The following is a 20,501-nucleotide window of genomic DNA, read 5'->3' on the forward strand; positions in this document are numbered from 1 at the left end:
AGCATTGCAAAAGCTTCCTAAGAACGCTTCTCCAGTACGCATGCACAACCGTTGCAAGCTTACAGGACGTCCTAAGGGTTACATGAGACAATTCGGAATTTCTCGTGTAATGTTTAGAGAGATGGCCAACAAAGGTTTGATTCCAGGAGTTCGTAAAGCAAGCTGGTAAACGTTTAACTGGTGGAAGGTCCTAAAACAAGAAAGGAAACCCTCACCGCAATTAATTATAAATGACAACAGATCCAATCGCAGATTATCTGACTCGTGTTAGAAATGCAGCAGCTGCTGGCCACCGTGTGGTAGAAGTACCTGCTTCTAACTTGAAAAAAGAGATCACTAAGATCCTTTTCGATCAGGGATTCATTTTAAGCTACAAATTCGAAGACGAGCAAGGTCCTCAGGGAACTATCAAGATCGCTTTGAAATATGACAAGCTTACCAAAGATCCAGTGATCAAGAAGATTCAAAGAATTAGTAAACCAGGTCTACGTAAGTATGCCGGTGCCAACGAGATGCCTCGAGTATTGAATGGTTTAGGAATTGCAATCGTGTCTACTTCTGCGGGAGTAATGACCGGTAAGCAAGCTACTGGCCAGAATGTAGGTGGAGAGGTACTTTGTTACGTATATTAAAAAGAGACTAAAACCATGTCAAGAATAGGAAAAAGCCCAGTAGCAATCCCTGACGGTGTAACCGTAGAAGTAAACGGGACCGCTGTTACAGTAAAAGGGAAGTTAGGCGAGTTAACACAGGATCTGAGCGATATCACCGTAAAGGTAGAAGACGGTCAGGTAACTGTGGAGCGTCCTTCAGATCATAAAGACCACCGCGCTAAGCACGGATTGTACCGCGCACTTATCGCGAATATGGTAGTTGGTGTTTCAGAAGGTTGGACCAAAGAGTTGGAACTTGTAGGGGTAGGATACCGCGCAAGCAACCAGGGTCAGAAACTAGACATAGCCATCGGATTTTCACACAACATCGTTATGGACATTGCTCCTGAGGTGAAAGTGGAGACTATTTCTGAAAAAGGAAAGAATCCGATCATCAAATTAACATCTCACGACAAGCAACTTGTAGGTCAAGTAGCGGCTAAGATCCGCAGCTACCGCAAGCCAGAGCCTTACAAAGGAAAAGGGATCAAGTTTGTCGGTGAACAAATTAGAAGAAAAGCAGGTAAATCTGCATAAACAGTTAGGTTATGGCATTATCAAAATCAGACAGAAGAGAGAGAATCCGCAACCGTATTCGCAAAACTGTTGCAGGTACCGCACAGCGTCCTAGACTTGCTGTGTTCAGAAGTAATAAAGAGATCTATGCTCAATTGATCGACGACGTGAACGGAGTGACTATCACTGCAGCTTCATCTCGTGACAAAGGAATCAGTGGAGCAAACAAATCAGAAACTGCTAAGGCAGTGGGTGTAGCTATCGCAGAGAAAGCAGTGAAGGCTGGTCTTGAATCAGTATCATTCGATCGCGGTGGATATCTATACCACGGAAGAGTAAAATCATTAGCCGAAGGAGCCCGTGAAGGCGGCTTAAAATTCTAAGATATGTACAAAGATTATAAAAACGTAGAATTAGTAAAACCAGGAGGTCTTGAGCTTAAAGATCGTTTGGTAGGCGTACAACGGGTAACTAAAGTAACCAAAGGGGGTAGAGCTTTCGGATTTTCTGCTATCGTAGTAGTAGGAGACGAGAATGGTGTTGTTGGACACGGACTTGGAAAATCTAAGGATGTGGCTAGCGCTATCGCTAAGGCTGTTGAAGACGCTAAGAAAAACTTGGTACGTATCCCATTGAACAAGGCTACACTACCTCACGAACAAAAAGGTAAATACGGCGGAGCTCGTGTAAACCTCATGCCAGCTGCTCCCGGTACCGGGGTAATCGCCGGTGGTGCTGTACGTGCAGTATTGGAAGCCGTAGGAGTACACGATGTACTTTCTAAGTCGCAAGGTTCGTCTAACCCACACAATGTGGTAAAGGCTACCTTTGATGCTTTGTTGCAAATGCGCAGTGCGCAGACTGTAGCCAAGCAGCGCGGTATTTCATTGGAAAAATTGTTTAAAGGATAAATCGCACAAGAATGGCAAAGATTAAAGTAACCAAAGTTCGCTCTGCAATCAACCGTACTCAGAATCAAAAGAGAACGTTGGAGGCCTTAGGCTTGCACAAGATTGGGCAAACCGTTGAGCACGAGAACACGCCAAATATTCTTGGCATGATAAACAAAGTACAACACCTGGTTTCTGTAGAAGCCAACTAAGATATTACTCATGGATTTAAGCAACTTAAAACCAGCCGAAGGTTCAGTACATGGCAAAGGCAAGCGCGTAGGTCGCGGGCAAGGTTCCGGTAAAGGAGGAACTGCTACCCGTGGTCACAAAGGGGCCAAGTCACGTTCAGGATATTCTAAGAAATTAGGATTTGAAGGTGGACAAATGCCACTACAACGTCGTGTACCTAAGTTTGGTTTCAAAAATATCAACCGCAAAGAGTACCAAGGAATCAACTTGGATACCCTACAGAAAATGGTTGACGACAAGAAGATCAAAGACAGCGTTTCAATTGAAGAATTGGTAGCGTTGCGATTGGCTCATAAGAATGATTTAGTGAAGATTTTAGGAAGAGGAGAACTTAAAGCCAAATTGACCGTAACTGCTCATAAATTTACGGCTACTGCTAAGCAAGCTATCGAAGCTGCTGGTGGAGAAGCCATAACGCTGTAATACATTACTAAGGATGAAGTTTATTGAAACCTTAAAGAATGTTTGGAAAATAGAAGAACTGCGCAACCGCATTCTGGTAACGTTGAGTCTTTTGTTGGTGTATCGATTCGGTGCTCAAGTAGTACTTCCTAACATCGATGCGGCACAATTGGCCGAGTTTTCTGGAAAGTTTGAAGGCGGAGGAATCGGAGCGATTCTAAACGCATTTACCGGAGGGGCTTTTGCCAACGCTTCGGTTTTTGCCTTGGGGATCATGCCGTATATCTCGGCTTCGATTGTGGTACAGCTGATGCAGATCGCAGTTCCCTATTTGCAGAAATTACAGAAAGAAGGAGAGAGTGGTCGTAAGAAGATCACCCAGATCACCCGTTGGTTGACCATCGCGATCTGTTTGGTACAAGCGCCGAGTTACCTTATTGGTCTTGACGCCTTAGGTGTACCACCAGAGGCCTATATCCTTCCAAGAGGATTTATGTTCTATTTCACTTCTGTGATCATCTTAACTACTGGATGTGTGTTTGCCATGTGGTTGGGTGAGAAGATCACAGACAAAGGAATTGGAAACGGTATCTCCCTTTTGATTATGGTAGGTATCATCGCTACGCTTCCACAATCGTTTGCACAAGAGATCAACTCGCGTTTGCAAGCTGGTGGTGGTGGAGCTATCATGATTCTTTTAGAATTGGTGATCTGGTTCCTGATCATCCTAGCATCGGTGATGCTGGTGATGGCCGTGCGGAAGATACCGGTGCAATACGCCCGTAGAACCGCAAGCGGTGGATACGAGAAGAACATCTTCGGAGCGCGTCAGTTCATTCCATTGAAATTGAACGCTTCTGGAGTAATGCCGATCATCTTCGCTCAGGCGATCATGTTCGTGCCAGCTGCTTTAGCCAGTTTGTCTGAGAGTACGTGGGCAGAAAGCGTACAAGCAGAATTCAACAATCCATTTGGACTTTGGTACAACGTAGTGTTCGCAATATTGATTATCATCTTTACGTATTTCTATACGGCGATCACTGTACCAACCAACAAAATGGCTGACGATCTTAAAAGAAGCGGTGGATTCATTCCAGGGATCAAACCAGGAACGGATACTGCTGAATTCTTAGACCGAGTAATGTCACAGATTACCTTCCCGGGTTCTTTGTTCTTGGCTGCCATTGCAGTATTCCCTGCAATCGTTCAGAACATCATGGGGATCCAACAAGGTTGGGCATTGTTCTTCGGTGGTACTTCCCTGCTGATTATGGTTGGGGTGGCTATCGATACCATGCAACAAATTAATTCGTACTTACTCAACCGTCACTACGATGGATTGATGAAGTCAGGTAAAAACAGAAAAGCAGTAGCATAATATGGCAAAACAACCGGCAATCGAACAAGACGGAACCATCATTGAAGCATTATCTAATGCGATGTTCCGTGTAGAATTAGAGAATGGTCACGTGGTGACAGCTCATATTTCCGGAAAGATGCGTATGCACTACATCAAGTTATTACCAGGAGATAAAGTAAAATTAGAGATGAGTCCTTACGATTTGACTAAGGCTCGGATCACCTACAGATACTAATATCTGATAAAAATTAGAAAAGATGAAAGTAAGAGCATCTATTAAAAAAAGAAGCGCAGACTGCAAGATCGTTCGCAGAAAAGGTCGCTTATATGTAATCAACAAAAAGAACCCTAGGTTCAAACAAAGACAAGGATAATTATGGCAAGAATCGCAGGTGTAGATATCCCGAAGCAAAAAAGGGGTGTAATCGCGTTAACCTATATCTATGGAATCGGAAGAAGCCGAGCCAAAGATATTTTGGACAAAGCTGGAGTTAGTGAAGACACTAAAGTATCCGAGTGGACCGATGATGAGATCGGGAAAATTCGTGATGCCGTAGGGTATTACAAAATCGAAGGGGAGTTACGTTCAGAGGTACAACTTTCTATCAAGCGTTTGATGGATATCGGTTGTTACCGCGGAATTCGTCACAGAGCTGGTTTACCGCTTCGTGGCCAACGCACTAAGAACAACTCAAGAACCCGTAAAGGAAAACGTAAAACAGTTGCCAACAAGAAGAAGGCTACTAAATAATCACTGAAGCAATGGCAAAGTCTGGTAAAAGTACTAAGAAGAGAAAGGTGGTTGTTGAAGCTGTTGGGGAAGCCCACATTACTGCTTCATTCAATAACATCATCATATCCTTGACAAATAAGAACGGAGACGTTATTTCCTGGTCTTCAGCTGGGAAAATGGGCTTTAGAGGCTCTAAGAAGAACACCCCTTACGCTGCTCAATTGGCAGCAGAAGATGCATGTGGTGTAGCTCATGAAGCTGGTCTTCGTAAAGTAAAGGCCTATGTAAAAGGCCCAGGAAATGGTAGAGAATCTGCCATGCGTACTATCCACAACTCTGGAATTGAAATCACTGAGATCATCGACGTGACTCCAATGCCACACAACGGATGTCGCCCTCCTAAAAGAAGAAGAGTATAATTAATTAAGTATAAACCGAAAGGATCATTAGCACTAGAGGACGACCTTAATTTAGTGCTCCTTTCAAACAAATTTTAAAATGGCAAGATATACTGGTCCAAAATCTAAGATCGCTCGTAAATTCGGCGAAGCAATCTTTGGCGACGACAAGTCGTTCGAAAAACGTAATTACCCTCCAGGGCAACACGGTAACAACCGTCGTCGTGGGAAGAAAAGTGAGTACGCTATTCAGTTAGCTGAAAAGCAAAAAGCAAAGTACACCTACGGAATCTTGGAGCGTCAGTTCCGTAACCTTTTCAAAAAAGCAACTGCAGCTCCTGGAATTACCGGTGAGGTATTGTTGCAACTATGTGAGTCTCGTTTAGACAACGTAGTATTCCGTATGGGAATCGCTCCAACACGTAGCGGTGCCCGTCAGTTGGTTTCTCACGCACACATCACTGTTAACGGTGGTAAAGTAACTATCCCATCTTACCAGTTGAAGCCTGGAGATGTTGTTGCTGTACGTGAAAAATCTAAATCGCTTGAGACTATCGAGCGTTCTTTGAGTGCCTCTAGCAATGTGTTCGAATGGATCACATTCAACAACGAGACCAAAGAAGGAACTTTCGTAGCTGTTCCTCAGAGAATCCAGATTCCAGAGAACATCAACGAGCAGTTCATCGTAGAATTGTATTCTAAATAATAACCCATACAGGAGTTTTAAAACTATGGCAGTATTTAATTTTCAGAAACCCGACAAAGTAATAATGATCAACTCTACCGAGTTCGAAGGGAAGTTTGAATTCCGTCCCTTGGAGCCTGGCTACGGATTGACCATTGGTAACGCACTTAGACGTGTGTTGCTTTCTTCTTTGGAAGGGTTTGCAATCACTTCGGTTCGTATCGAAGGGGTCGATCATGAATTTTCGACCATTGCCGGTGTTGTTGAAGACGTAACTGAGATCATTCTCAACCTAAAGCAGATCCGCTTTAAGCGTCAAATCGACGAGATCGACAACGAGACCGTAACCGTTTCCGTTTCTGGAAACGAGCAGCTAACCGCCGGTGACTTCCAGAAATTTATCTCTGGATTCCAGGTGTTAAACCCTGACTTGGTTATTTGCAATATGGATCCTAAGGTTAACTTGAACCTTGAGATCACCATTGAAAAAGGACGTGGGTATGTTCCAGCAGAAGAGAACAAGAAAGCCAATGCGCCTTTAGGAACTATCTTTACTGATTCGATCTTTACACCGATCAAAAACGTAAAGTATAGCATTGAGAACTATCGTGTAGAGCAGAAGACTGACTATGAAAAGTTGGTATTCGAGATTAACTCTGACGGTTCTATCCATCCTAAAGATGCTTTGACAGAAGCTGCTAAGACCCTTATACACCACTTCATGTTGTTTAGTGATGAGCGTATCACCCTTGAGGCTGATGAGATCGCACAAACTGAAACTTACGATGAGGAGTCCTTGCACATGCGTCAATTGTTGAAGACCAAATTGATCGATATGGATCTTTCTGTTCGTGCTTTGAATTGTTTGAAGGCTGCAGAGGTAGATACTTTAGGAGATTTGGTTTCTTACAACAAGAACGATTTGATGAAGTTCAGAAACTTTGGTAAAAAATCACTTACTGAGCTAGAAGAGCTAGTAAGCGTTAAAGGCCTTAGCTTCGGAATGGATTTGTCCAAGTACAAACTAGATAGAGACTAATCATACCGATTAGCAATTTATAAACCCCCAGGGTATTTTGCTCCCCAGAATGGGTCGATGCAAGACACTGGAAAACTAAAAAGTCATGAGACACGGGAAAAAAACAAACCACTTAGGTAGAAAGACTGCGCATCGCAAAGCGATGTTGGCCAATATGGCTTGCTCACTTATCGAGCACAAGCGCATCAACACCACAACTGCAAAAGCGAAAGCTTTAAAGAAGTTTGTGGAGCCATTGATCACCAAGAGTAAAGAAGATACTACGCACAACCGTCGTATCGTATTTAGTCGTTTGCGTCAAAAAGATGCAGTTTCTGAATTGTTCAGAGACGTAGCTGTAAAAGTTGGAGATCGTCCAGGTGGTTACACTCGTATCATTAAGTTGGGGAACCGATTAGGAGATAACGCTGATATGGCGATGATCGAATTGGTTGACTACAACGAACTGTATAACGCTGGTAAACCTGCTAAGAAGAAGTCTACAAGACGTGGACGTTCTGGTAAGAAAGCTGCACCTGCTGCCGCTGCTCCTGCCGCTGCTTCTAAGGAGGAAGAATAGATTAGCAAATATTTAACAGATAGGAAAGGGTAAGGTTTTACAAAAGCTTACCCTTTTTTGGCTTTATATTTGATATTTTTGAAGAGAAGTCAAAACCGGGCTACCGTGACCTGAACTGTGAAAATGGGTTTTGTTTTGACGAAAAGAAAATTGTTTTGAACACTATAAAATTTAGCAACATGAAAATTACCTCTTTGTGTCTAGCGCTGTTGTGCGCAACAGTAGGCTTTGCACAAAATGCAAACGTGGATGCCAATCAGGCAGCAAACCAAGGTGCAGTTAGCAATATCGCTAACAACCCGAATCAAGGAAATCAATTTACTGGAGCGGCTACCTTCTACAACCCGAAGTTCGACCGTGAAGGTTCAATATATCTTTTTGATGGATGGGATCAATCAGCCACCATCGTAGCTAAAGGAACCGGTGGTTCTTTTAGAGAGAGCAACATCAATTTCAACATACAACGCAGTATGTTTGAGCGTAAAGTAGCAGGAGACTCCATAGTAGCTTACAACTTTACAAGTATTGAGAAGATCATCGTAGGTGGACGCGAGTTTAAAAGTTTCTACCTGGATGAGATCAAAAGAAACAAAGCTTTTGAAGTTATTTACCGCGGTGATGATTTCACCATCCTTAAAGGATATACAGTAGATATTTTAGAAGCATCTCCGAATCCAATGATCGCACGTCCTAGAGATAAGTACATTCAGCGTGCGACTTACTATTTGGAAACAGAGACAAAATTAGAAGAATTTAAATTGCGTAAGCGTGCAATTCTAGAAGCACTAGACGACCAAGAAATGGTTGAACGTGCCAAGGACTACGCTCGCCAATACGGCAAGTCGTTCAGTAATGAAGAAGATTTAAAGCTTATTCTGAACTACGCTTCTCGTAAGTAAAGGCTGGCTGCTGCGCAATACTAACTAAACTTGATTATTACTATGAAAAAATCATTGCTTATTATGCTGTGCGGCATAGCTGGTATGGCTTTTGCCCAACAAGGAGAACAACAGGTAACTACGAGCGCCGTTTTTGGTAGCTCATCAAATTCGGTCGGTTTGTTTCAAAACGACGAGAATACGCTACTGATCAATGTAGACGATATTCAAAAGATCGAAGGTGTTGCCAGTATTCGCGATTTTGATAATTGGCAGAGTCAACCCAATACAGAGGGATCTGTAATGCTTTTTGATGATTGGGCAGCCAAAGGATATGTTTATGCTGGAGACAAGAAATACGTCTTCCCAAAAATGAACTATGACATTTTGGAAGGAGCCGTGGTTTCAAAGTTCAAGCAAGATTCCATCTTTAACCTCGGTGTTACTGGCTACGATAAGATCGTATTCAACAATACGGTATTTAAAAGCATCTTTACACCGAGTCGTGGTGGAAACGCCATGTACCAAGTAGTTTTTGAGTGTCCTGATTATTCCATCGTAAAGGAATTTGCTATTGAGATCAGAGAGGCCAACCCGAACCCAATGATCAATCGCAACAAGCGTAAGATCATTCAAAAGGAGTACTACTACAAACTGGAAGGTCAGCGTTTGACGCGTTTCAAATTGAAGAAGAAGACCATTTTGGCTATGGCCGGGGTTCAAGCTGATCAACTCGAAGCCTATGCCAAGGGAAATCGTCTGTCCTACAAAGATGACAACGATGTCGCTCAGATCTTGATCCAGTTGTACAAAATGCAACATCAGCAGTAGAATCCTTAAAGGAAGATTGATTATATGAAGAAGATACGTCCCTATACCACGCTCGTCCTGCTTTTACTGGCAGTGAGCACCGGGTTTGCACAATTGCAAACTACGGTTAACGCAAACAACAATAATTTAGGAGCATTGGCTACCTACGGACCAGATGGTGCCAATATCGGTAACACCTCTGTAGTGATCAATCCGCCTAAGAATATTGAAGGTTCGCTTTATCTCTTTGAGCAGTGGAATAACAAGGGTGTATTCATTACTTCTGAGGAGCGAAAGCTTTTGATCAGAAACATCAACTTCAATATTGATCGTGGTGTTTTTGAATCTGAGATCAGCAAGGACACTGTATTTACCTTCGGATTTGAGAATGTAGATCGTGTTTTTGTAAACTCCAGAGAATTCAAAGCGCGTTTCATTCCTTCTAAAGGATTGTACGATGTTTATGAAGTGATCTTTGAGAACGATGAATTTGCCATCTTGAAAAAGTGGTTCATCGATATCAAAGAAGGTTCAGATAACCCAATGGTCAACCGCAAGAGTCGTTATGTGCATCGTAGTAATTACTACTTGGAGCGTGACGGCAACGTAGAGCTGTTCAAGTTCAAGAAAAAGAACTTGTTGAAGCTCGCCGGGAATCAAGCTGATGAAGTTGAAGCTTACGCAAAAAAATACAACCTCTCCTTCAAAAAGGAAATAGATGTGAGCCGTATGTTCTCATTTCTATTGAAGTAGTGGTTTTACAAACTATAAATTAAAGAGCGCCTGGAGCGCTCTTTTTTTTGGACTGCTGATAAAGTCCACAATTTGTTTAAAACTTTTAGAACAAAACATTTTAAAGCAATCTGCATTCTGCGTATTTTTGACAAATCTTTTTCTGCATGAAGTATCAGTTAAGAAAACCGGCCGTCGTTCTCCTCGCAGACGGTACTGTTTTTCAAGGAAAAGCTGTCGGCGAAGTGACCGGGAGCGCATTTGGAGAAGTTTGTTTCAACACCGGAATGACCGGTTATCAAGAGATCTTTACCGACCCTTCTTATTACGGACAATTGATGGTTACCACCAATGCTCACATTGGGAATTACGGTACCCACAGTGATGAGGTGGAATCAGAGGGTATTAAGATCGCTGGTTTGATCTGTCGCAATTTCAGCTACAATTATTCACGTCCTTTGGCGGATGATTCCTTAGAGAACTTTTTAGCCAAGAACAATTTGATCGCAATCTCAGACGTAGACACCCGTGCTTTGGTAAGTCACATTCGCGATAACGGAGCACAGAATGCGGTGATCACCACAGAGGTGGATCGTTTGGATGAACTGCGCAAGGAGTTGGCTTCCGTTCCAAATATGGATGGATTGGAGTTGGCTTCAAAAGTATCTACCAAAGAGCCTTATACCGTGGGGAATCCAGAAGCCAAATACCGCGTTGCTGCAGTAGACATCGGAATCAAAAAGAACATCTTGAGAAACATGATTGAGAGAGACTGTTATGTAAAGGTGTTCCCTTACAATACTTCTTTTGAGACCTTAGCAGAATTTGAGCCGCACGGCTACTTTTTCTCAAACGGTCCTGGAGATCCGGAACCGCTTAAAGACGCCATCAATACGGCAAAAGAAATTTTAGACAAGGATCTTCCGCTCTTCGGAATCTGTCTCGGGCATCAAGTCATTGCCTTGGCTAATGGTATTTCTACCTATAAGATGCACCACGGGCACCGCGGAATCAACCACCCGATCAAAAATCTTTTGACGGGTAAAGGAGAGATCACTTCTCAAAACCACGGTTTTGCGATCAACAGAGAAGAAACTGAGACGAATCCAAATGTAGAGATTACCCACGTACACCTAAATGATCACACGGTAGCCGGGATCCGCGTTAAAGGTAAAAAGTGCTTTTCAGTGCAGTACCACCCAGAAGCAAGTCCAGGGCCGCATGATGCCTCTTATTTGTTTGATGAGTTCGTGGCGAGCATGGCATAAAGCCTTTAATAGGGCTGTAAAGTCCGCAAACGTTTTCGTAGAAAAGCCCTTGTTTCAAGGGCTTTCTTCATTTTAAATTAAAGTGAAAATGCAAGGACTTTTGTATATTCACGCTCCAAACTAAACCCTAATTAAATGAGTATAATTGTCGATATTCACGCAAGACAGATCTTTGATTCCCGTGGGAATCCAACCGTAGAGGTAGATGTAATTACTGAGAATGGAGTAGTGGGACGCGCTGCAGTACCTTCTGGAGCTTCCACTGGAGAGCATGAAGCTGTAGAGCTTCGCGATGGCGGTTCAGATTATATGGGTAAAGGCGTAACTAAAGCTGTTGAGAACGTAAACGGTAAGATCGCTGGAACCCTATTGGGTGTTTCTGTTTTTGAACAGAACCTTATCGACCAGATCATGATAGAGCTAGACGGTACTGAGAACAAATCCAAACTTGGAGCGAATGCTATTCTCGGTGTTTCTCTTGCTGCGGCTCAAGCTGCTGCAGGCGAATTGGGAATGCCGTTATATCGTTATGTTGGAGGCGTGAGTGCCAATACACTTCCGGTTCCGATGATGAATATCATTAACGGAGGTTCGCACTCTGACGCGCCGATTGCTTTCCAAGAATTTATGGTAATGCCCGTGGAGGCGACTAGCTTTACTGAGGCGTTAAAAATGGGAACGGAGATCTTCCACCATTTGAAAAAAGTATTACACGATCGCGGTTTGAGCACTGCTGTGGGTGATGAAGGTGGATTTGCTCCAGAATTGGACGGAACAGAAGATGCACTAGATACCATTGCTTTAGCGGTTAAGAATGCTGGTTATTCCTTCGGAGATCAGATCATGGTAGCTTTAGATTGTGCAGCTGCTGAATTCTTTGTAGATGGCGCTTATGACTATTCTAAGTTTGAGGGTGATTCTGGAAAGGTGAGAACCTCTAAGGAACAAGCGGAGTATTTAGCTTCACTTTGCGAAAAGTATCCGATCATCTCTATTGAAGATGGTATGGATGAGAACGACTGGGACGGTTGGAAATATTTGACCGAATTGGTTGGAGAAAATGTGCAATTGGTAGGTGATGACCTGTTTGTGACCAATGTGACACGTTTGTCACGGGGTATTGAGAACGGAATCGCAAATTCTATCTTGATTAAAGTAAATCAGATTGGAACCTTGACAGAAACTATTGCCGCCGTAAACATGGCCAAGAACGCTGGATATACCTCCGTGATGTCTCACCGAAGTGGAGAAACTGAGGACAACACCATTGCAGATCTTGCTGTGGCGCTTAATACAGGACAGATCAAAACCGGATCAGCTTCTAGAAGTGATCGTATGGCCAAGTATAATCAGTTGTTGCGCATAGAAGAACAGCTGGCCGAAACGGCTTATTATCCTGGTAGAAAAGCCTTTAAGATCTAAAGATCAATCGGATAAAATCAAAACCGCCCTTGAGGCGGTTTTTTTATTTCTTGTCAATCCGTTAATAAAAGCTTAAATCATCAAGGTGTAATTGTCAAATGTTAAAATTTTCGGTCGATATTTCGTAAATTTGCTAGAACACCAATAAATCAACATTTATTACACCTATGACAAAAATTGCTACGCTAGAAATTGATGGAAAGAAGTACGAGTTTCCTATGGTTGAGGGAACAGAAAATGAGCTTGCCATAGACATCAAAACCCTTCGTGGTGCCACCGGTGGTGTGGTAACCATAGATCCTGGGTATAAAAATACCGGTTCTTGTATGAGTGCTATTACTTACCTAGATGGTGAGAATGGTATTTTACGCTATCGCGGATACTCTATTGAGGAGCTTGCAGAGAAGGCAGATTTCTTGGAAGTGGCCTATTTGTTGATTTTTGGAGAATTGCCAGACAAAGAAACACTGGACAAGTTCCACGCGGACATCAAGCATCACTCACACGTTGATGAAGATGTGAAGAAAATATTAGACGGCTTTCCAAAGTCGGCGCACCCAATGGGCGTTTTGTCTTCTTTGACCAATGCGCTTATCGCTTTCAATCCATCCTCTGTGGATGTGGATTCAGAAGAGGCCATGTATTTAGCTATTGTTCGAATCCTTGGGAAATTCCCTGTGTTGACAGCCTGGGCATATCGCAAGCGTAGCGGATTGGCCTTAGACTACGGAGATGATTCTTTAGGATACGTCGAGAACTTCTTGAAAATGATGTTCAAAAAGCCAAGCGGAGAATACGTGTCTAATAAAGTGGTTACGGATGCTTTGGATAAACTTTTGATCCTTCACGCAGACCACGAACAAAACTGTTCTACAAGTACGGTGCGTATTGTTGGTTCTTCTCATGCTGGACTGTTTGCAAGTTTGGCTTCAGGGATCAACGCCCTATGGGGACCTTTGCACGGTGGAGCGAACCAGGCAGTAATTGAAATGTTAGAAGCCATCCGTGAAGACGGTGGTGATACTAAGAAATATATGGCTAAGGCCAAGGACAAGAGTGATCCTTTCCGTTTGATGGGATTCGGACACCGCGTGTACAAGAACTTTGATCCACGTGCACGAATCATCAAAAAAGCTGCCGATGAGGTACTTGGAGACCTAGGTGTTGAAGATCCGGTATTGGAAATTGCCAAAGGTCTAGAAAAAGAAGCGTTGGAGGATCAGTATTTCGTAGATCGCAAACTGTATCCAAACGTTGATTTCTATTCAGGGATCATCTACCGTTCCCTTGGTATTCCGACGGAGATGTTTACGCCTATGTTTGCGTTAGGACGTCTTCCAGGTTGGATCGCCCAATGGCGTGAAATGCGCCTGCGCAAAGAGCCGATCGGTAGGCCAAGACAAATTTATATCGGGGAGAACCACCGCGAGTTTAAGCCCATTTATCAACGATAATCTAAAAGCTTCATGAGAAATCATGGAGCTTTCTTTTTATGCAACTAAACATTACCAACGAGACTGCTCGGCTTAGGGCCGTAGTATTAGGCAGAGCAGACAGTAACGGGCCCACTCCAAAACCAGAAGATTGTTATGATCCCAAGAGCTTGGCGCATGTCCTAGCAGGGACCTATCCGTTAGAAAAAGACATGGTTCCAGAAATGGAAGCCGTTGCAGGCGTACTCAAAAAGTACGATGTGACCGTATATCGTCCGGAGTTGATCGAGAATTGCAATCAGATATTTTCAAGAGACATTGCTTTTGTCATAGACGACAAAATGGTGAAAGCCAATATCCTACCGGATAGAGCCAACGAGTTCGAGGCCATTCGTCATGTTTGGGAAACCATTCCCAAAGACAAACGCATAAGCTTTCCAGAAGAGTGTCACGTGGAAGGAGGAGATGTAATGCCTTGGGGAGATTATCTTTTTGTCGGGACCTATACGGGTGAGGATTATCCCAGCTATATCACAGCCCGCACCAACGATAATGCTGTAAAAGCACTTCAAACGGAATTCCCAAACAGAATTGTAAAAGCTTTTGAACTGCGCAAATCCAATACCGTAGCGCGTGACAATGCCTTGCATTTGGATTGTTGTTTTCAGCCGATAGGGCATGACAAATGCATCATCCATAAAGAAGGTTTTCTCAATGAACATGAGTATTTATGGTTGGTGAATCATTTTGGTGTGGACAACTGCTTCCATATTGACAAAGACGAGATGTACAATATGTTCTCTAACGTATTTTCAATTGCTCCAGATGTAGTGATTTCTGAGAGAAACTTCAGCCGTCTCAATACTTGGATGCGCAGCCACGGCATTACTGTAGAGGAAGTTCCTTATGCAGAGATCGCCAAGCAGGAAGGACTTTTAAGATGCAGTACTTTGCCTTTGATTAGGGATTAATTTTGGTATAATAATTCCGATTTACTTATTTAAATTTGCCAAAAAAACAAGCATGCAACAGATAACTGATACCCTGCTAATGGTGCGTCCGGCCAGTTTCAATTCCAATCCAGAAACAGCCGTCAATAATTATTTTCAGCAAGAGATCGCCGGACTTAGCGATCAAGCCTTGAATGACAAGGCTGTGGCCGAATTTGACAGTTTCGTAGCCAGTTTACGCGACAAGGGAATTCGTGTTATTGTTGTAGATGATGTCAAAAGTGACAACACCCCAGATGCCGTTTTTCCAAACAACTGGGTGAGTTTCCACCAAGACGGACAAGTGGTCTTGTATCCAATGTTTGCGCAGAGCAGGCGTCGTGAGCGTAGAGAAGAGGTCATTGAAGCAGTTGAGGCTGCTGGATTTAAAATTGATTCTATTACCGATTATACAGCTGCCGAGGATGAAGGGGTCTTTTTAGAAGGGACGGGTTCTCTGCTTCTAGATCGTGTCAATTCCATAGCGTACTGTGCCTTGTCAGATAGAGCGCATGAAGAACTACTCATTGAATTCTGTGAAGATTTTGAATTCACTCCGGTTATCTTTACAGCCAATCAAACGGTTGATGGACAACGACTGCCCATTTACCATACCAATGTTATGATGGCTTTAGCAGAAAATTTTGCGGTAGTCTGTTTAGCAAGTATAGATGATTCCAAGCAGCGCAAAAACTTGGTGAGTCACATCAAAGAATCAGGCAAGGAAATTGTAGACATCACTGAGGCTCAAATGCACGCTTTTGCAGGGAATATGTTGCAGGTTCGCAATGAAGCAGGTCAAAAGTATATGGTTATGTCAAAGGCAGCACATGATTCGCTTACCCAAAAGCAGATCGCTCAAATTGAGGCGCATTGTGAAATCTTAAGTAGTTCACTTACAGTTATTGAAACCTGCGGTGGTGGCAGTGCACGTTGTATGATGGCAGAAGTGTTCTTACCACGCGCTTAAAACCTCTTCGTAGCAATATTCCGAATCATTCCACTGAATATAAAATAGTGGAACGGCAACATGGCGTACCAATAAAGTCGTCCTGTCAATCCTCTTGGTCTAAAGGTTGCAGTTTGGTGCAAGACATTATTAGCATCGATCTCAAACTCCAACCAAGCTTCACCAGGGACACGCATTTCTGCGAATAGCAGTAGTCTTTTCGCTTTTTTATCGGCCAAAATTACACGCCAAAAGTCCAAAGCATCGCCTTCAAAGATCTTGTCGGGATGTGTGCGTCCGCGTCTAAGACCAACACCACCTACTAGTTTATCAATATAGCCACGGATCTTCCACAGGGCGTTCCCGTAATACCAACCACGAGTTCCTCCAATGGACCATATATTGTTGAGTACTTCTTTGGAATTTTCAATAGGCAGGCTTTGGTGATCTTTCACACAGCCGTATGAAGGCACCTTGACATATTTTTTAAGATCTTCAGTAAATCGACCGGCAACTAAGGAGTCTTTCCAACTGGAGATCACTTGATTCTGTTCAATACGTTCAAAGGCCAATTCAATAGCCTTTTGATAGGGTATAGGTTCTATTTGCAGTAATTGCCGCAGGCGACGGTCTTTGGTGATCACTTCAATCCGCATGCTGTCTACCAAATTCACTGCCAAAGGATAGGATGTTGAGGTGACAAAATAAAGCCAATAAGAAGATAGCTTTGGAGTCATTACCGGTACATCTAAGATCAGTAATCGCAGCTTTCGAACCCGTGCATAGGTTTTCATCATTTCCTTATAGGTCAAAACGTCTGGGCCTCCAATATCAAAGACCTCGTTATAGGTCTTTTCGTGACCCAAAACTCCAATGAGGTATTGGATCACATTTCTTATCGCAATGGGTTGACAACGGGTTTTCACCCATTTGGGAGTGATCATTAGAGGCAGCTTTTCACAGAGGTCTCTGATGATCTCAAAGGAAGCACTTCCGGAGCCTACAATGATTGCCGCTCGTAAGACAGTCAAGGCTGCGTGGCCTTCTGCAAGGATGTCTTCTACATTCTTGCGGGAAGACAGGTGTTTGGACAGTTCATTTTCATTGACAATTCCGCCCAGATAGATAACTTGTTTACATTGGGTCTCTTGGAGGAGTTCGTTAAAATTCTTCGCGGAACGTGCCTCTTTTTCATCAAAATCAGAGGTGGAGGCAGACATGGAGTGGATCAAGTAATAGGCAACATCAATGTCTTTTGGAAGCAGGCCCGGTTTAGGCTCTTCTAGAAAATCAATCGTAACGATCTCAATTTGAGCTCGCAGATTGTCATTAATAGAAAGTCTTGCAGGATTGCGCACGGCGCAAATCACTTCATGCCCTTCCTTGACCAGCAACGGAAGTAGTCGCATGCCGATATAACCATTGGCTCCAGTAAGTAGAATTTTCACCCTTGTGAATTTAAATTGCTTAAGCGTCTAAGGGTTTAGTAGCTGATCCTATGAAGTTACAAAAATTAAATTGGGCCGGCAACGCTTGCGTCATAGGAGGCCTTTGCTTCCATGAGTTTTTTCATGAACTTATGAATGCTTTTATCTTTGATTCGAGCGGTTATAGCCACGCGATAACTGTCCATGTGGACTGAATAGGTCTCCGCCTCACCTTTAAAAAGCACTAATTTGTAATAAGGGATGATCAATCCGTAAGATTCTAGTAGGGACCGGAATCCTAAAATGATTCCGTTAGGACGCATTTCAATATTACAGACGTTTCTGTTGTTATCCAGTTTGAGCAAGTTATCAATTTGAATACTCGCTTGTGATATGGGCATATGAGGAGAACCGATTCCCTTGCGTTTTATTCGTTCGCGCAGTGTAAAGGGTTTGCCGAGTAGGTCGTCTATTTTGCGTCTTGTTTCTTTATTGTTGTAGGAGGTGTTGAGGATCATGGGTTTATTCTGATGGGTTCGACTCGGTTGCATCCGCCTTGTCAAACACATAACCACCTTTTTCCGCACCCCAAACCTGATTGCCTTCTGCATCAAAACCTTGGTCCCAAGATTCGATCCGATCGGAATAAACAGAAACTTTAGACGTAGCATAAGAAGCTCCACGAAGGCTGCTCAAACAGCTCATTTCATTCGTGCTTCCTGAGAAACCTCCATCTGCCGTGGCTTGTAAAAACACCGTGCAACCTTGACGAATTTCCAAATCGTCTGGACTTAAGCTGCTGAAAGCTTCCGGTGTTTTCCACTTCCCGATCCAAAGTGAATCGTTAGGGATTTCATAAACTATAGATCCAATTCGAGTTTCATCCATGCGTTCTAACTTGTAGACTCTTTGGCGATCTGTTTGGTCTTGATTAGCACTCACGGCCTGCTCCACATAGAGAAAGTTTCCTTGTTCTGGCCAAATCGGCGCCATATGCAAACTGATGTCAAAATAACTACTGTCTGCTTGCGCCTGTTTCCCAGAATTGAAAGAACCTTGCATCATTGTAAAGAGCTTATCTAAAACAGCATCTTTAGGTTCAACAACGGTTTGCGCTTCATCAGAAACAGGTTGTGTTTGGCCTTGTTCTTTACAACTCATCACAGTGAGTAGAAACAGAAAAATGCCTAGAATGTTGGGTAGTGCTCTCATGCTTAATATAACTGGTGGCTGCGCTTGACGAATTGCAGCATAGGTGGTTCTTTTACAAAGATACCGCCATTTCAAGTGGAATAAAAATTTTATCTTTGGGGGCTTAAAATCATAGATGCTATGGACTTGCAATCCCTATTGACAAACCACATTCAAGCTGCTTTCAAAAGCCTTTATCAGGCGGAGCTCTCAGAGGTAGAATTCCAAGCCACACGTAAAGAGTTTGAGGGCGATATCACCGTAGTTGTGTTTCCGATGTTGCGCGTTGTAAAAGGGAATCCAGTAGCAATTGGTGAAGCTTTAGGAGCTTATTTAGAAGCTGAGTTAGCAGCGGTAACTGGGTTTAATGTCATCAAAGGATTTTTGAACCTGTCTTTGAGCGATGCCTACTTTTATGAGGCATTTGAGGGCATTGCATCTTATGCTGATTTTGGTCATCAACCGCAGGGTGAAGAGGCTGTAATAGTCGAGTATTCTTCTCCGAATACCAACAAGCCCTTACACCTCGGACACATTCGAAACATACTTTTGGGATATTCTGTGGCAGAGATTTTAAAGGCTGCCGGCAAAAAGGTGTATAAAACTCAGATCATCAATGATCGCGGGATTCACATCTGTAAAAGCATGTTGGCCTGGAAATTATTTGGTGAAGGTGAGACTCCAGCATCAAGTGGATTAAAGGGTGATCATTTGGTTGGGAAGTACTATGTGAAATTCGACCAAGAATATAAAGCACAACAGCAAGAATTGATCGCTGCGGGCAAGTCAGAATCCGAAGCAAAGGAACAAGCGCCTTTACTACTAGAAGCACAACAAATGCTGCGCAAGTGGGAAGCTGGTGACCCAGAAACCGTAGCCCTTTGGGAGACGATGAATGGATGGGTGTATCAAGGTTTTGATGCTACCTATGAGGCTTTGGGTGTTGATTTTGACACCCTGTACTATGAAAGCAATACCTATTTATTAGGGAAGGAAAATATTGAGGAAGGATTGTCCAAGGGCGTCTTCTTTAAAAAAGAGGATGGTTCTGTTTGGTGTAACCTCACCGATGAAGGCCTTGATGAAAAATTGGTACTCAGAAGTGATGGGACCGCAGTTTACATGACCCAGGACATTGGGACTGCCATCCAGAGAATCAAGGACATGCCCGATGCTAAGGGGATGATCTATACCGTTGGGAATGAACAGGATTATCACTTTAAGGTTTTGTTTTTGATCCTGAAAAAGCTCGGTTATAGCTGGGCAGAAAATCTTTTCCATTTGAGTTATGGGATGGTCGACCTACCGAGTGGGAAAATGAAAAGTCGAGAAGGGACAGTAGTTGATGCCGATGATCTGATTGAAGAAATGGCAACAACGGCTGGAACAATCGCTTCTGAACTCGGAAAACTTGATGGCTATACGGATGCTCAAAAACAGGCGCTGTATCAAGACATTGGTTTGGGTGCTTTGAAATACTACATCCTTAAGGTAGATCCTAAAAAACGAATCTTATTTGATCCAGAGGCTTCTGTAGATTTCCAAGGAAATACAGGGCCGTTCATTCAATACACTTACGCGCGTATTCAAGCGATCCTGCGCAAGGCGGCCACTATGGACTTGGCTCCAGCAGCAGCCGTATCGCTTACAGAAAAAGAGCGCGCTGTTATCAAGGAATTGCAGAATTATCCGGTAGCCGTTAATTTGGCAGCAGCGCAACACAGTCCTGCTTTGATTGCGAATTATGTTTATGATCTGGTAAAGGCCTATAACTCCTTCTTCCAGAACGTACCCATCTTTGCTGCAGATTCTCCTCAGCAATTGCGATTCAGAGTATCACTATCTCAGACAGTCGGCAAAACCATTGAAAAAGCGCTAAGCTTATTGGGAATTGCTGCGCCCGAGCGCATGTAAT

General features: G+C 43.2%; 27 protein-coding genes. 24 read left to right on the top strand and 3 right to left on the bottom strand.

What is annotated here, in order from left to right; translation table 11 throughout:
• The 23 genes from rpsN to ctlX form a co-directional block, all read left to right on the top strand.
• Positions 1–169: 30S ribosomal protein S14 (rpsN, locus tag HRT75_RS08290; RefSeq protein WP_291185135.1), on the top strand; the 169-nt coding region annotated here is incomplete at its 5' end.
• A 61-nt stretch (positions 170–230) separates the two neighbouring features.
• Positions 231–632 (top strand): 30S ribosomal protein S8, encoded by a 402-nt coding sequence (rpsH, locus tag HRT75_RS08295; protein WP_291185025.1) that lies wholly within the window; start codon positions 231–233, stop codon positions 630–632.
• A 15-nt stretch (positions 633–647) separates the two neighbouring features.
• Complete coding sequence (rplF, locus tag HRT75_RS08300; RefSeq protein WP_291185028.1) at positions 648–1,190, top strand: 50S ribosomal protein L6; 543 nt, start codon at positions 648–650, stop codon at positions 1,188–1,190.
• Between the two features lie 11 nt (positions 1,191–1,201).
• On the top strand, positions 1,202–1,552 hold the full coding sequence (rplR, locus tag HRT75_RS08305) for a 50S ribosomal protein L18 (protein WP_272831784.1): 351 nt from the start codon (positions 1,202–1,204) through the stop codon (positions 1,550–1,552).
• A 3-nt stretch (positions 1,553–1,555) separates the two neighbouring features.
• Positions 1,556–2,080: a 30S ribosomal protein S5 gene (gene rpsE, locus HRT75_RS08310; RefSeq protein WP_272831785.1), complete on the top strand. Its 525-nt coding sequence runs from the start codon at positions 1,556–1,558 to the stop codon at positions 2,078–2,080.
• 11 nt (positions 2,081–2,091) lie between these two features.
• Positions 2,092–2,271 (top strand): 50S ribosomal protein L30, encoded by a 180-nt coding sequence (gene rpmD / locus HRT75_RS08315; RefSeq protein ID WP_272831786.1) that lies wholly within the window; start codon positions 2,092–2,094, stop codon positions 2,269–2,271.
• 10 nt (positions 2,272–2,281) lie between these two features.
• The gene (gene rplO / locus HRT75_RS08320; RefSeq protein ID WP_272831787.1) at positions 2,282–2,734 is read left to right on the top strand and encodes a 50S ribosomal protein L15; all 453 of its coding nucleotides are present in this window, start codon (positions 2,282–2,284) and stop codon (positions 2,732–2,734) included.
• Between the two features lie 13 nt (positions 2,735–2,747).
• Positions 2,748–4,091 (top strand): preprotein translocase subunit SecY, encoded by a 1,344-nt coding sequence (secY, locus tag HRT75_RS08325; protein WP_291185034.1) that lies wholly within the window; start codon positions 2,748–2,750, stop codon positions 4,089–4,091.
• A gap of 1 nt (position 4,092) precedes the next feature.
• Positions 4,093–4,308: a translation initiation factor IF-1 gene (infA, locus tag HRT75_RS08330; RefSeq protein WP_014031991.1), complete on the top strand. Its 216-nt coding sequence runs from the start codon at positions 4,093–4,095 to the stop codon at positions 4,306–4,308.
• A gap of 22 nt (positions 4,309–4,330) precedes the next feature.
• On the top strand, positions 4,331–4,447 hold the full coding sequence (ykgO, locus tag HRT75_RS08335) for a type B 50S ribosomal protein L36 (RefSeq protein ID WP_010519235.1): 117 nt from the start codon (positions 4,331–4,333) through the stop codon (positions 4,445–4,447).
• Between the two features lie 2 nt (positions 4,448–4,449).
• Positions 4,450–4,824 (top strand): 30S ribosomal protein S13, encoded by a 375-nt coding sequence (gene rpsM, locus HRT75_RS08340; RefSeq protein WP_272831789.1) that lies wholly within the window; start codon positions 4,450–4,452, stop codon positions 4,822–4,824.
• 11 nt (positions 4,825–4,835) lie between these two features.
• A complete protein-coding gene (gene rpsK, locus HRT75_RS08345; protein ID WP_087524627.1) occupies positions 4,836–5,225 on the top strand; it encodes a 30S ribosomal protein S11 in 390 nt (129 codons plus the stop codon).
• Between the two features lie 79 nt (positions 5,226–5,304).
• The gene (gene rpsD, locus HRT75_RS08350) at positions 5,305–5,910 is read left to right on the top strand and encodes a 30S ribosomal protein S4 (protein WP_291185075.1); all 606 of its coding nucleotides are present in this window, start codon (positions 5,305–5,307) and stop codon (positions 5,908–5,910) included.
• Positions 5,911–5,935: 25 nt separating this feature from the next.
• Entirely contained in the window at positions 5,936–6,928 is a 993-nt protein-coding gene (locus HRT75_RS08355; protein ID WP_272831791.1) for a DNA-directed RNA polymerase subunit alpha, read from the top strand.
• Positions 6,929–7,013: 85 nt separating this feature from the next.
• Entirely contained in the window at positions 7,014–7,487 is a 474-nt protein-coding gene (gene rplQ, locus HRT75_RS08360) for a 50S ribosomal protein L17 (protein WP_291185079.1), read from the top strand.
• 179 nt (positions 7,488–7,666) lie between these two features.
• Positions 7,667–8,386 carry a hypothetical protein gene (locus HRT75_RS08365; RefSeq protein ID WP_291185082.1) on the top strand — a complete coding sequence of 240 codons (720 nt, stop codon included), beginning with the start codon at positions 7,667–7,669 and terminating at the stop codon, positions 8,384–8,386.
• A gap of 42 nt (positions 8,387–8,428) precedes the next feature.
• On the top strand, positions 8,429–9,196 hold the full coding sequence (locus tag HRT75_RS08370) for a hypothetical protein (RefSeq protein ID WP_291185085.1): 768 nt from the start codon (positions 8,429–8,431) through the stop codon (positions 9,194–9,196).
• Between the two features lie 24 nt (positions 9,197–9,220).
• A complete protein-coding gene (locus tag HRT75_RS08375; RefSeq protein WP_291185088.1) occupies positions 9,221–9,928 on the top strand; it encodes a hypothetical protein in 708 nt (235 codons plus the stop codon).
• Positions 9,929–10,074: 146 nt separating this feature from the next.
• Positions 10,075–11,175: a glutamine-hydrolyzing carbamoyl-phosphate synthase small subunit gene (gene carA / locus HRT75_RS08380; protein ID WP_291185091.1), complete on the top strand. Its 1,101-nt coding sequence runs from the start codon at positions 10,075–10,077 to the stop codon at positions 11,173–11,175.
• A gap of 135 nt (positions 11,176–11,310) precedes the next feature.
• On the top strand, positions 11,311–12,597 hold the full coding sequence (eno, locus tag HRT75_RS08385; RefSeq protein WP_291185094.1) for a phosphopyruvate hydratase: 1,287 nt from the start codon (positions 11,311–11,313) through the stop codon (positions 12,595–12,597).
• Positions 12,598–12,764: 167 nt separating this feature from the next.
• The gene (locus HRT75_RS08390; RefSeq protein WP_291185097.1) at positions 12,765–14,051 is read left to right on the top strand and encodes a citrate synthase; all 1,287 of its coding nucleotides are present in this window, start codon (positions 12,765–12,767) and stop codon (positions 14,049–14,051) included.
• A 38-nt stretch (positions 14,052–14,089) separates the two neighbouring features.
• Positions 14,090–15,001, top strand: coding sequence for an arginine deiminase family protein (locus HRT75_RS08395; protein ID WP_291185100.1), 912 nt, complete (start codon positions 14,090–14,092; stop codon positions 14,999–15,001).
• Positions 15,002–15,053: 52 nt separating this feature from the next.
• On the top strand, positions 15,054–15,989 hold the full coding sequence (gene ctlX / locus HRT75_RS08400) for a citrulline utilization hydrolase CtlX (protein ID WP_291185102.1): 936 nt from the start codon (positions 15,054–15,056) through the stop codon (positions 15,987–15,989).
• Here ctlX and HRT75_RS08405 read toward each other — a convergent pair.
• The 3 genes from HRT75_RS08405 to HRT75_RS08415 all read right to left on the bottom strand — a co-directional run bounded on the left by HRT75_RS08405 (position 15,986) and on the right by HRT75_RS08415 (position 18,607).
• Positions 15,986–17,416, bottom strand: coding sequence for an SDR family oxidoreductase (locus HRT75_RS08405; protein WP_291185105.1), 1,431 nt, complete (start codon positions 17,414–17,416; stop codon positions 15,986–15,988). The genes ctlX and HRT75_RS08405 overlap by 4 nt on opposite strands.
• Before the next feature lie 65 nt (positions 17,417–17,481).
• Positions 17,482–17,913: a hypothetical protein gene (locus tag HRT75_RS08410; protein ID WP_291185108.1), complete on the bottom strand. Its 432-nt coding sequence runs from the start codon at positions 17,911–17,913 to the stop codon at positions 17,482–17,484.
• Between the two features lie 4 nt (positions 17,914–17,917).
• Positions 17,918–18,607 (bottom strand): chromophore lyase CpcT/CpeT, encoded by a 690-nt coding sequence (locus HRT75_RS08415; protein ID WP_291185112.1) that lies wholly within the window; start codon positions 18,605–18,607, stop codon positions 17,918–17,920.
• A gap of 120 nt (positions 18,608–18,727) precedes the next feature.
• On the opposite strand from HRT75_RS08415, the gene argS reads away from it, so the two are divergent.
• Positions 18,728–20,500 carry an arginine--tRNA ligase gene (argS, locus tag HRT75_RS08420; RefSeq protein ID WP_291185115.1) on the top strand — a complete coding sequence of 591 codons (1,773 nt, stop codon included), beginning with the start codon at positions 18,728–18,730 and terminating at the stop codon, positions 20,498–20,500.
• Position 20,501: the final 1 nt, after the last annotated feature.

It is taken from the genome of Gilvibacter sp. (assembly GCF_013214815.1).
Taxonomy (GTDB): Bacteria; Bacteroidota; Bacteroidia; order Flavobacteriales; family Flavobacteriaceae; genus Gilvibacter.

What these genes read in the sequence shown, in the direction of transcription:
- HRT75_RS08365 (WP_291185082.1), top strand. Translation starts at nt 7,667, where the DNA reads ATGAAAATTACCTCTTTGTGTCTAGCGCTGTTGTGCGCAACAGTAGGC.
- ykgO (WP_010519235.1), top strand. Translation starts at nt 4,331, where the DNA reads ATGAAAGTAAGAGCATCTATTAAAAAAAGAAGCGCAGACTGCAAGATC.
- rplR (WP_272831784.1), top strand. Translation starts at nt 1,202, where the DNA reads ATGGCATTATCAAAATCAGACAGAAGAGAGAGAATCCGCAACCGTATT.
- infA (WP_014031991.1), top strand. Translation starts at nt 4,093, where the DNA reads ATGGCAAAACAACCGGCAATCGAACAAGACGGAACCATCATTGAAGCA.
- HRT75_RS08370 (WP_291185085.1), top strand. Translation starts at nt 8,429, where the DNA reads ATGAAAAAATCATTGCTTATTATGCTGTGCGGCATAGCTGGTATGGCT.
- rpsK (WP_087524627.1), top strand. Translation starts at nt 4,836, where the DNA reads ATGGCAAAGTCTGGTAAAAGTACTAAGAAGAGAAAGGTGGTTGTTGAA.
- HRT75_RS08375 (WP_291185088.1), top strand. Translation starts at nt 9,221, where the DNA reads ATGAAGAAGATACGTCCCTATACCACGCTCGTCCTGCTTTTACTGGCA.
- rpsE (WP_272831785.1), top strand. Translation starts at nt 1,556, where the DNA reads ATGTACAAAGATTATAAAAACGTAGAATTAGTAAAACCAGGAGGTCTT.
- rplO (WP_272831787.1), top strand. Translation starts at nt 2,282, where the DNA reads ATGGATTTAAGCAACTTAAAACCAGCCGAAGGTTCAGTACATGGCAAA.
- HRT75_RS08410 (WP_291185108.1), bottom strand. Translation starts at nt 17,913, where the DNA reads ATGATCCTCAACACCTCCTACAACAATAAAGAAACAAGACGCAAAATA.
- HRT75_RS08395 (WP_291185100.1), top strand. Translation starts at nt 14,090, where the DNA reads ATGCAACTAAACATTACCAACGAGACTGCTCGGCTTAGGGCCGTAGTA.
- argS (WP_291185115.1), top strand. Translation starts at nt 18,728, where the DNA reads ATGGACTTGCAATCCCTATTGACAAACCACATTCAAGCTGCTTTCAAA.
- rplF (WP_291185028.1), top strand. Translation starts at nt 648, where the DNA reads ATGTCAAGAATAGGAAAAAGCCCAGTAGCAATCCCTGACGGTGTAACC.
- HRT75_RS08355 (WP_272831791.1), top strand. Translation starts at nt 5,936, where the DNA reads ATGGCAGTATTTAATTTTCAGAAACCCGACAAAGTAATAATGATCAAC.
- rplQ (WP_291185079.1), top strand. Translation starts at nt 7,014, where the DNA reads ATGAGACACGGGAAAAAAACAAACCACTTAGGTAGAAAGACTGCGCAT.
- HRT75_RS08390 (WP_291185097.1), top strand. Translation starts at nt 12,765, where the DNA reads ATGACAAAAATTGCTACGCTAGAAATTGATGGAAAGAAGTACGAGTTT.
- rpsH (WP_291185025.1), top strand. Translation starts at nt 231, where the DNA reads ATGACAACAGATCCAATCGCAGATTATCTGACTCGTGTTAGAAATGCA.
- secY (WP_291185034.1), top strand. Translation starts at nt 2,748, where the DNA reads ATGAAGTTTATTGAAACCTTAAAGAATGTTTGGAAAATAGAAGAACTG.
- ctlX (WP_291185102.1), top strand. Translation starts at nt 15,054, where the DNA reads ATGCAACAGATAACTGATACCCTGCTAATGGTGCGTCCGGCCAGTTTC.
- rpsM (WP_272831789.1), top strand. Translation starts at nt 4,450, where the DNA reads ATGGCAAGAATCGCAGGTGTAGATATCCCGAAGCAAAAAAGGGGTGTA.
- carA (WP_291185091.1), top strand. Translation starts at nt 10,075, where the DNA reads ATGAAGTATCAGTTAAGAAAACCGGCCGTCGTTCTCCTCGCAGACGGT.
- rpsD (WP_291185075.1), top strand. Translation starts at nt 5,305, where the DNA reads ATGGCAAGATATACTGGTCCAAAATCTAAGATCGCTCGTAAATTCGGC.
- HRT75_RS08415 (WP_291185112.1), bottom strand. Translation starts at nt 18,607, where the DNA reads ATGAGAGCACTACCCAACATTCTAGGCATTTTTCTGTTTCTACTCACT.
- rpmD (WP_272831786.1), top strand. Translation starts at nt 2,092, where the DNA reads ATGGCAAAGATTAAAGTAACCAAAGTTCGCTCTGCAATCAACCGTACT.
- eno (WP_291185094.1), top strand. Translation starts at nt 11,311, where the DNA reads ATGAGTATAATTGTCGATATTCACGCAAGACAGATCTTTGATTCCCGT.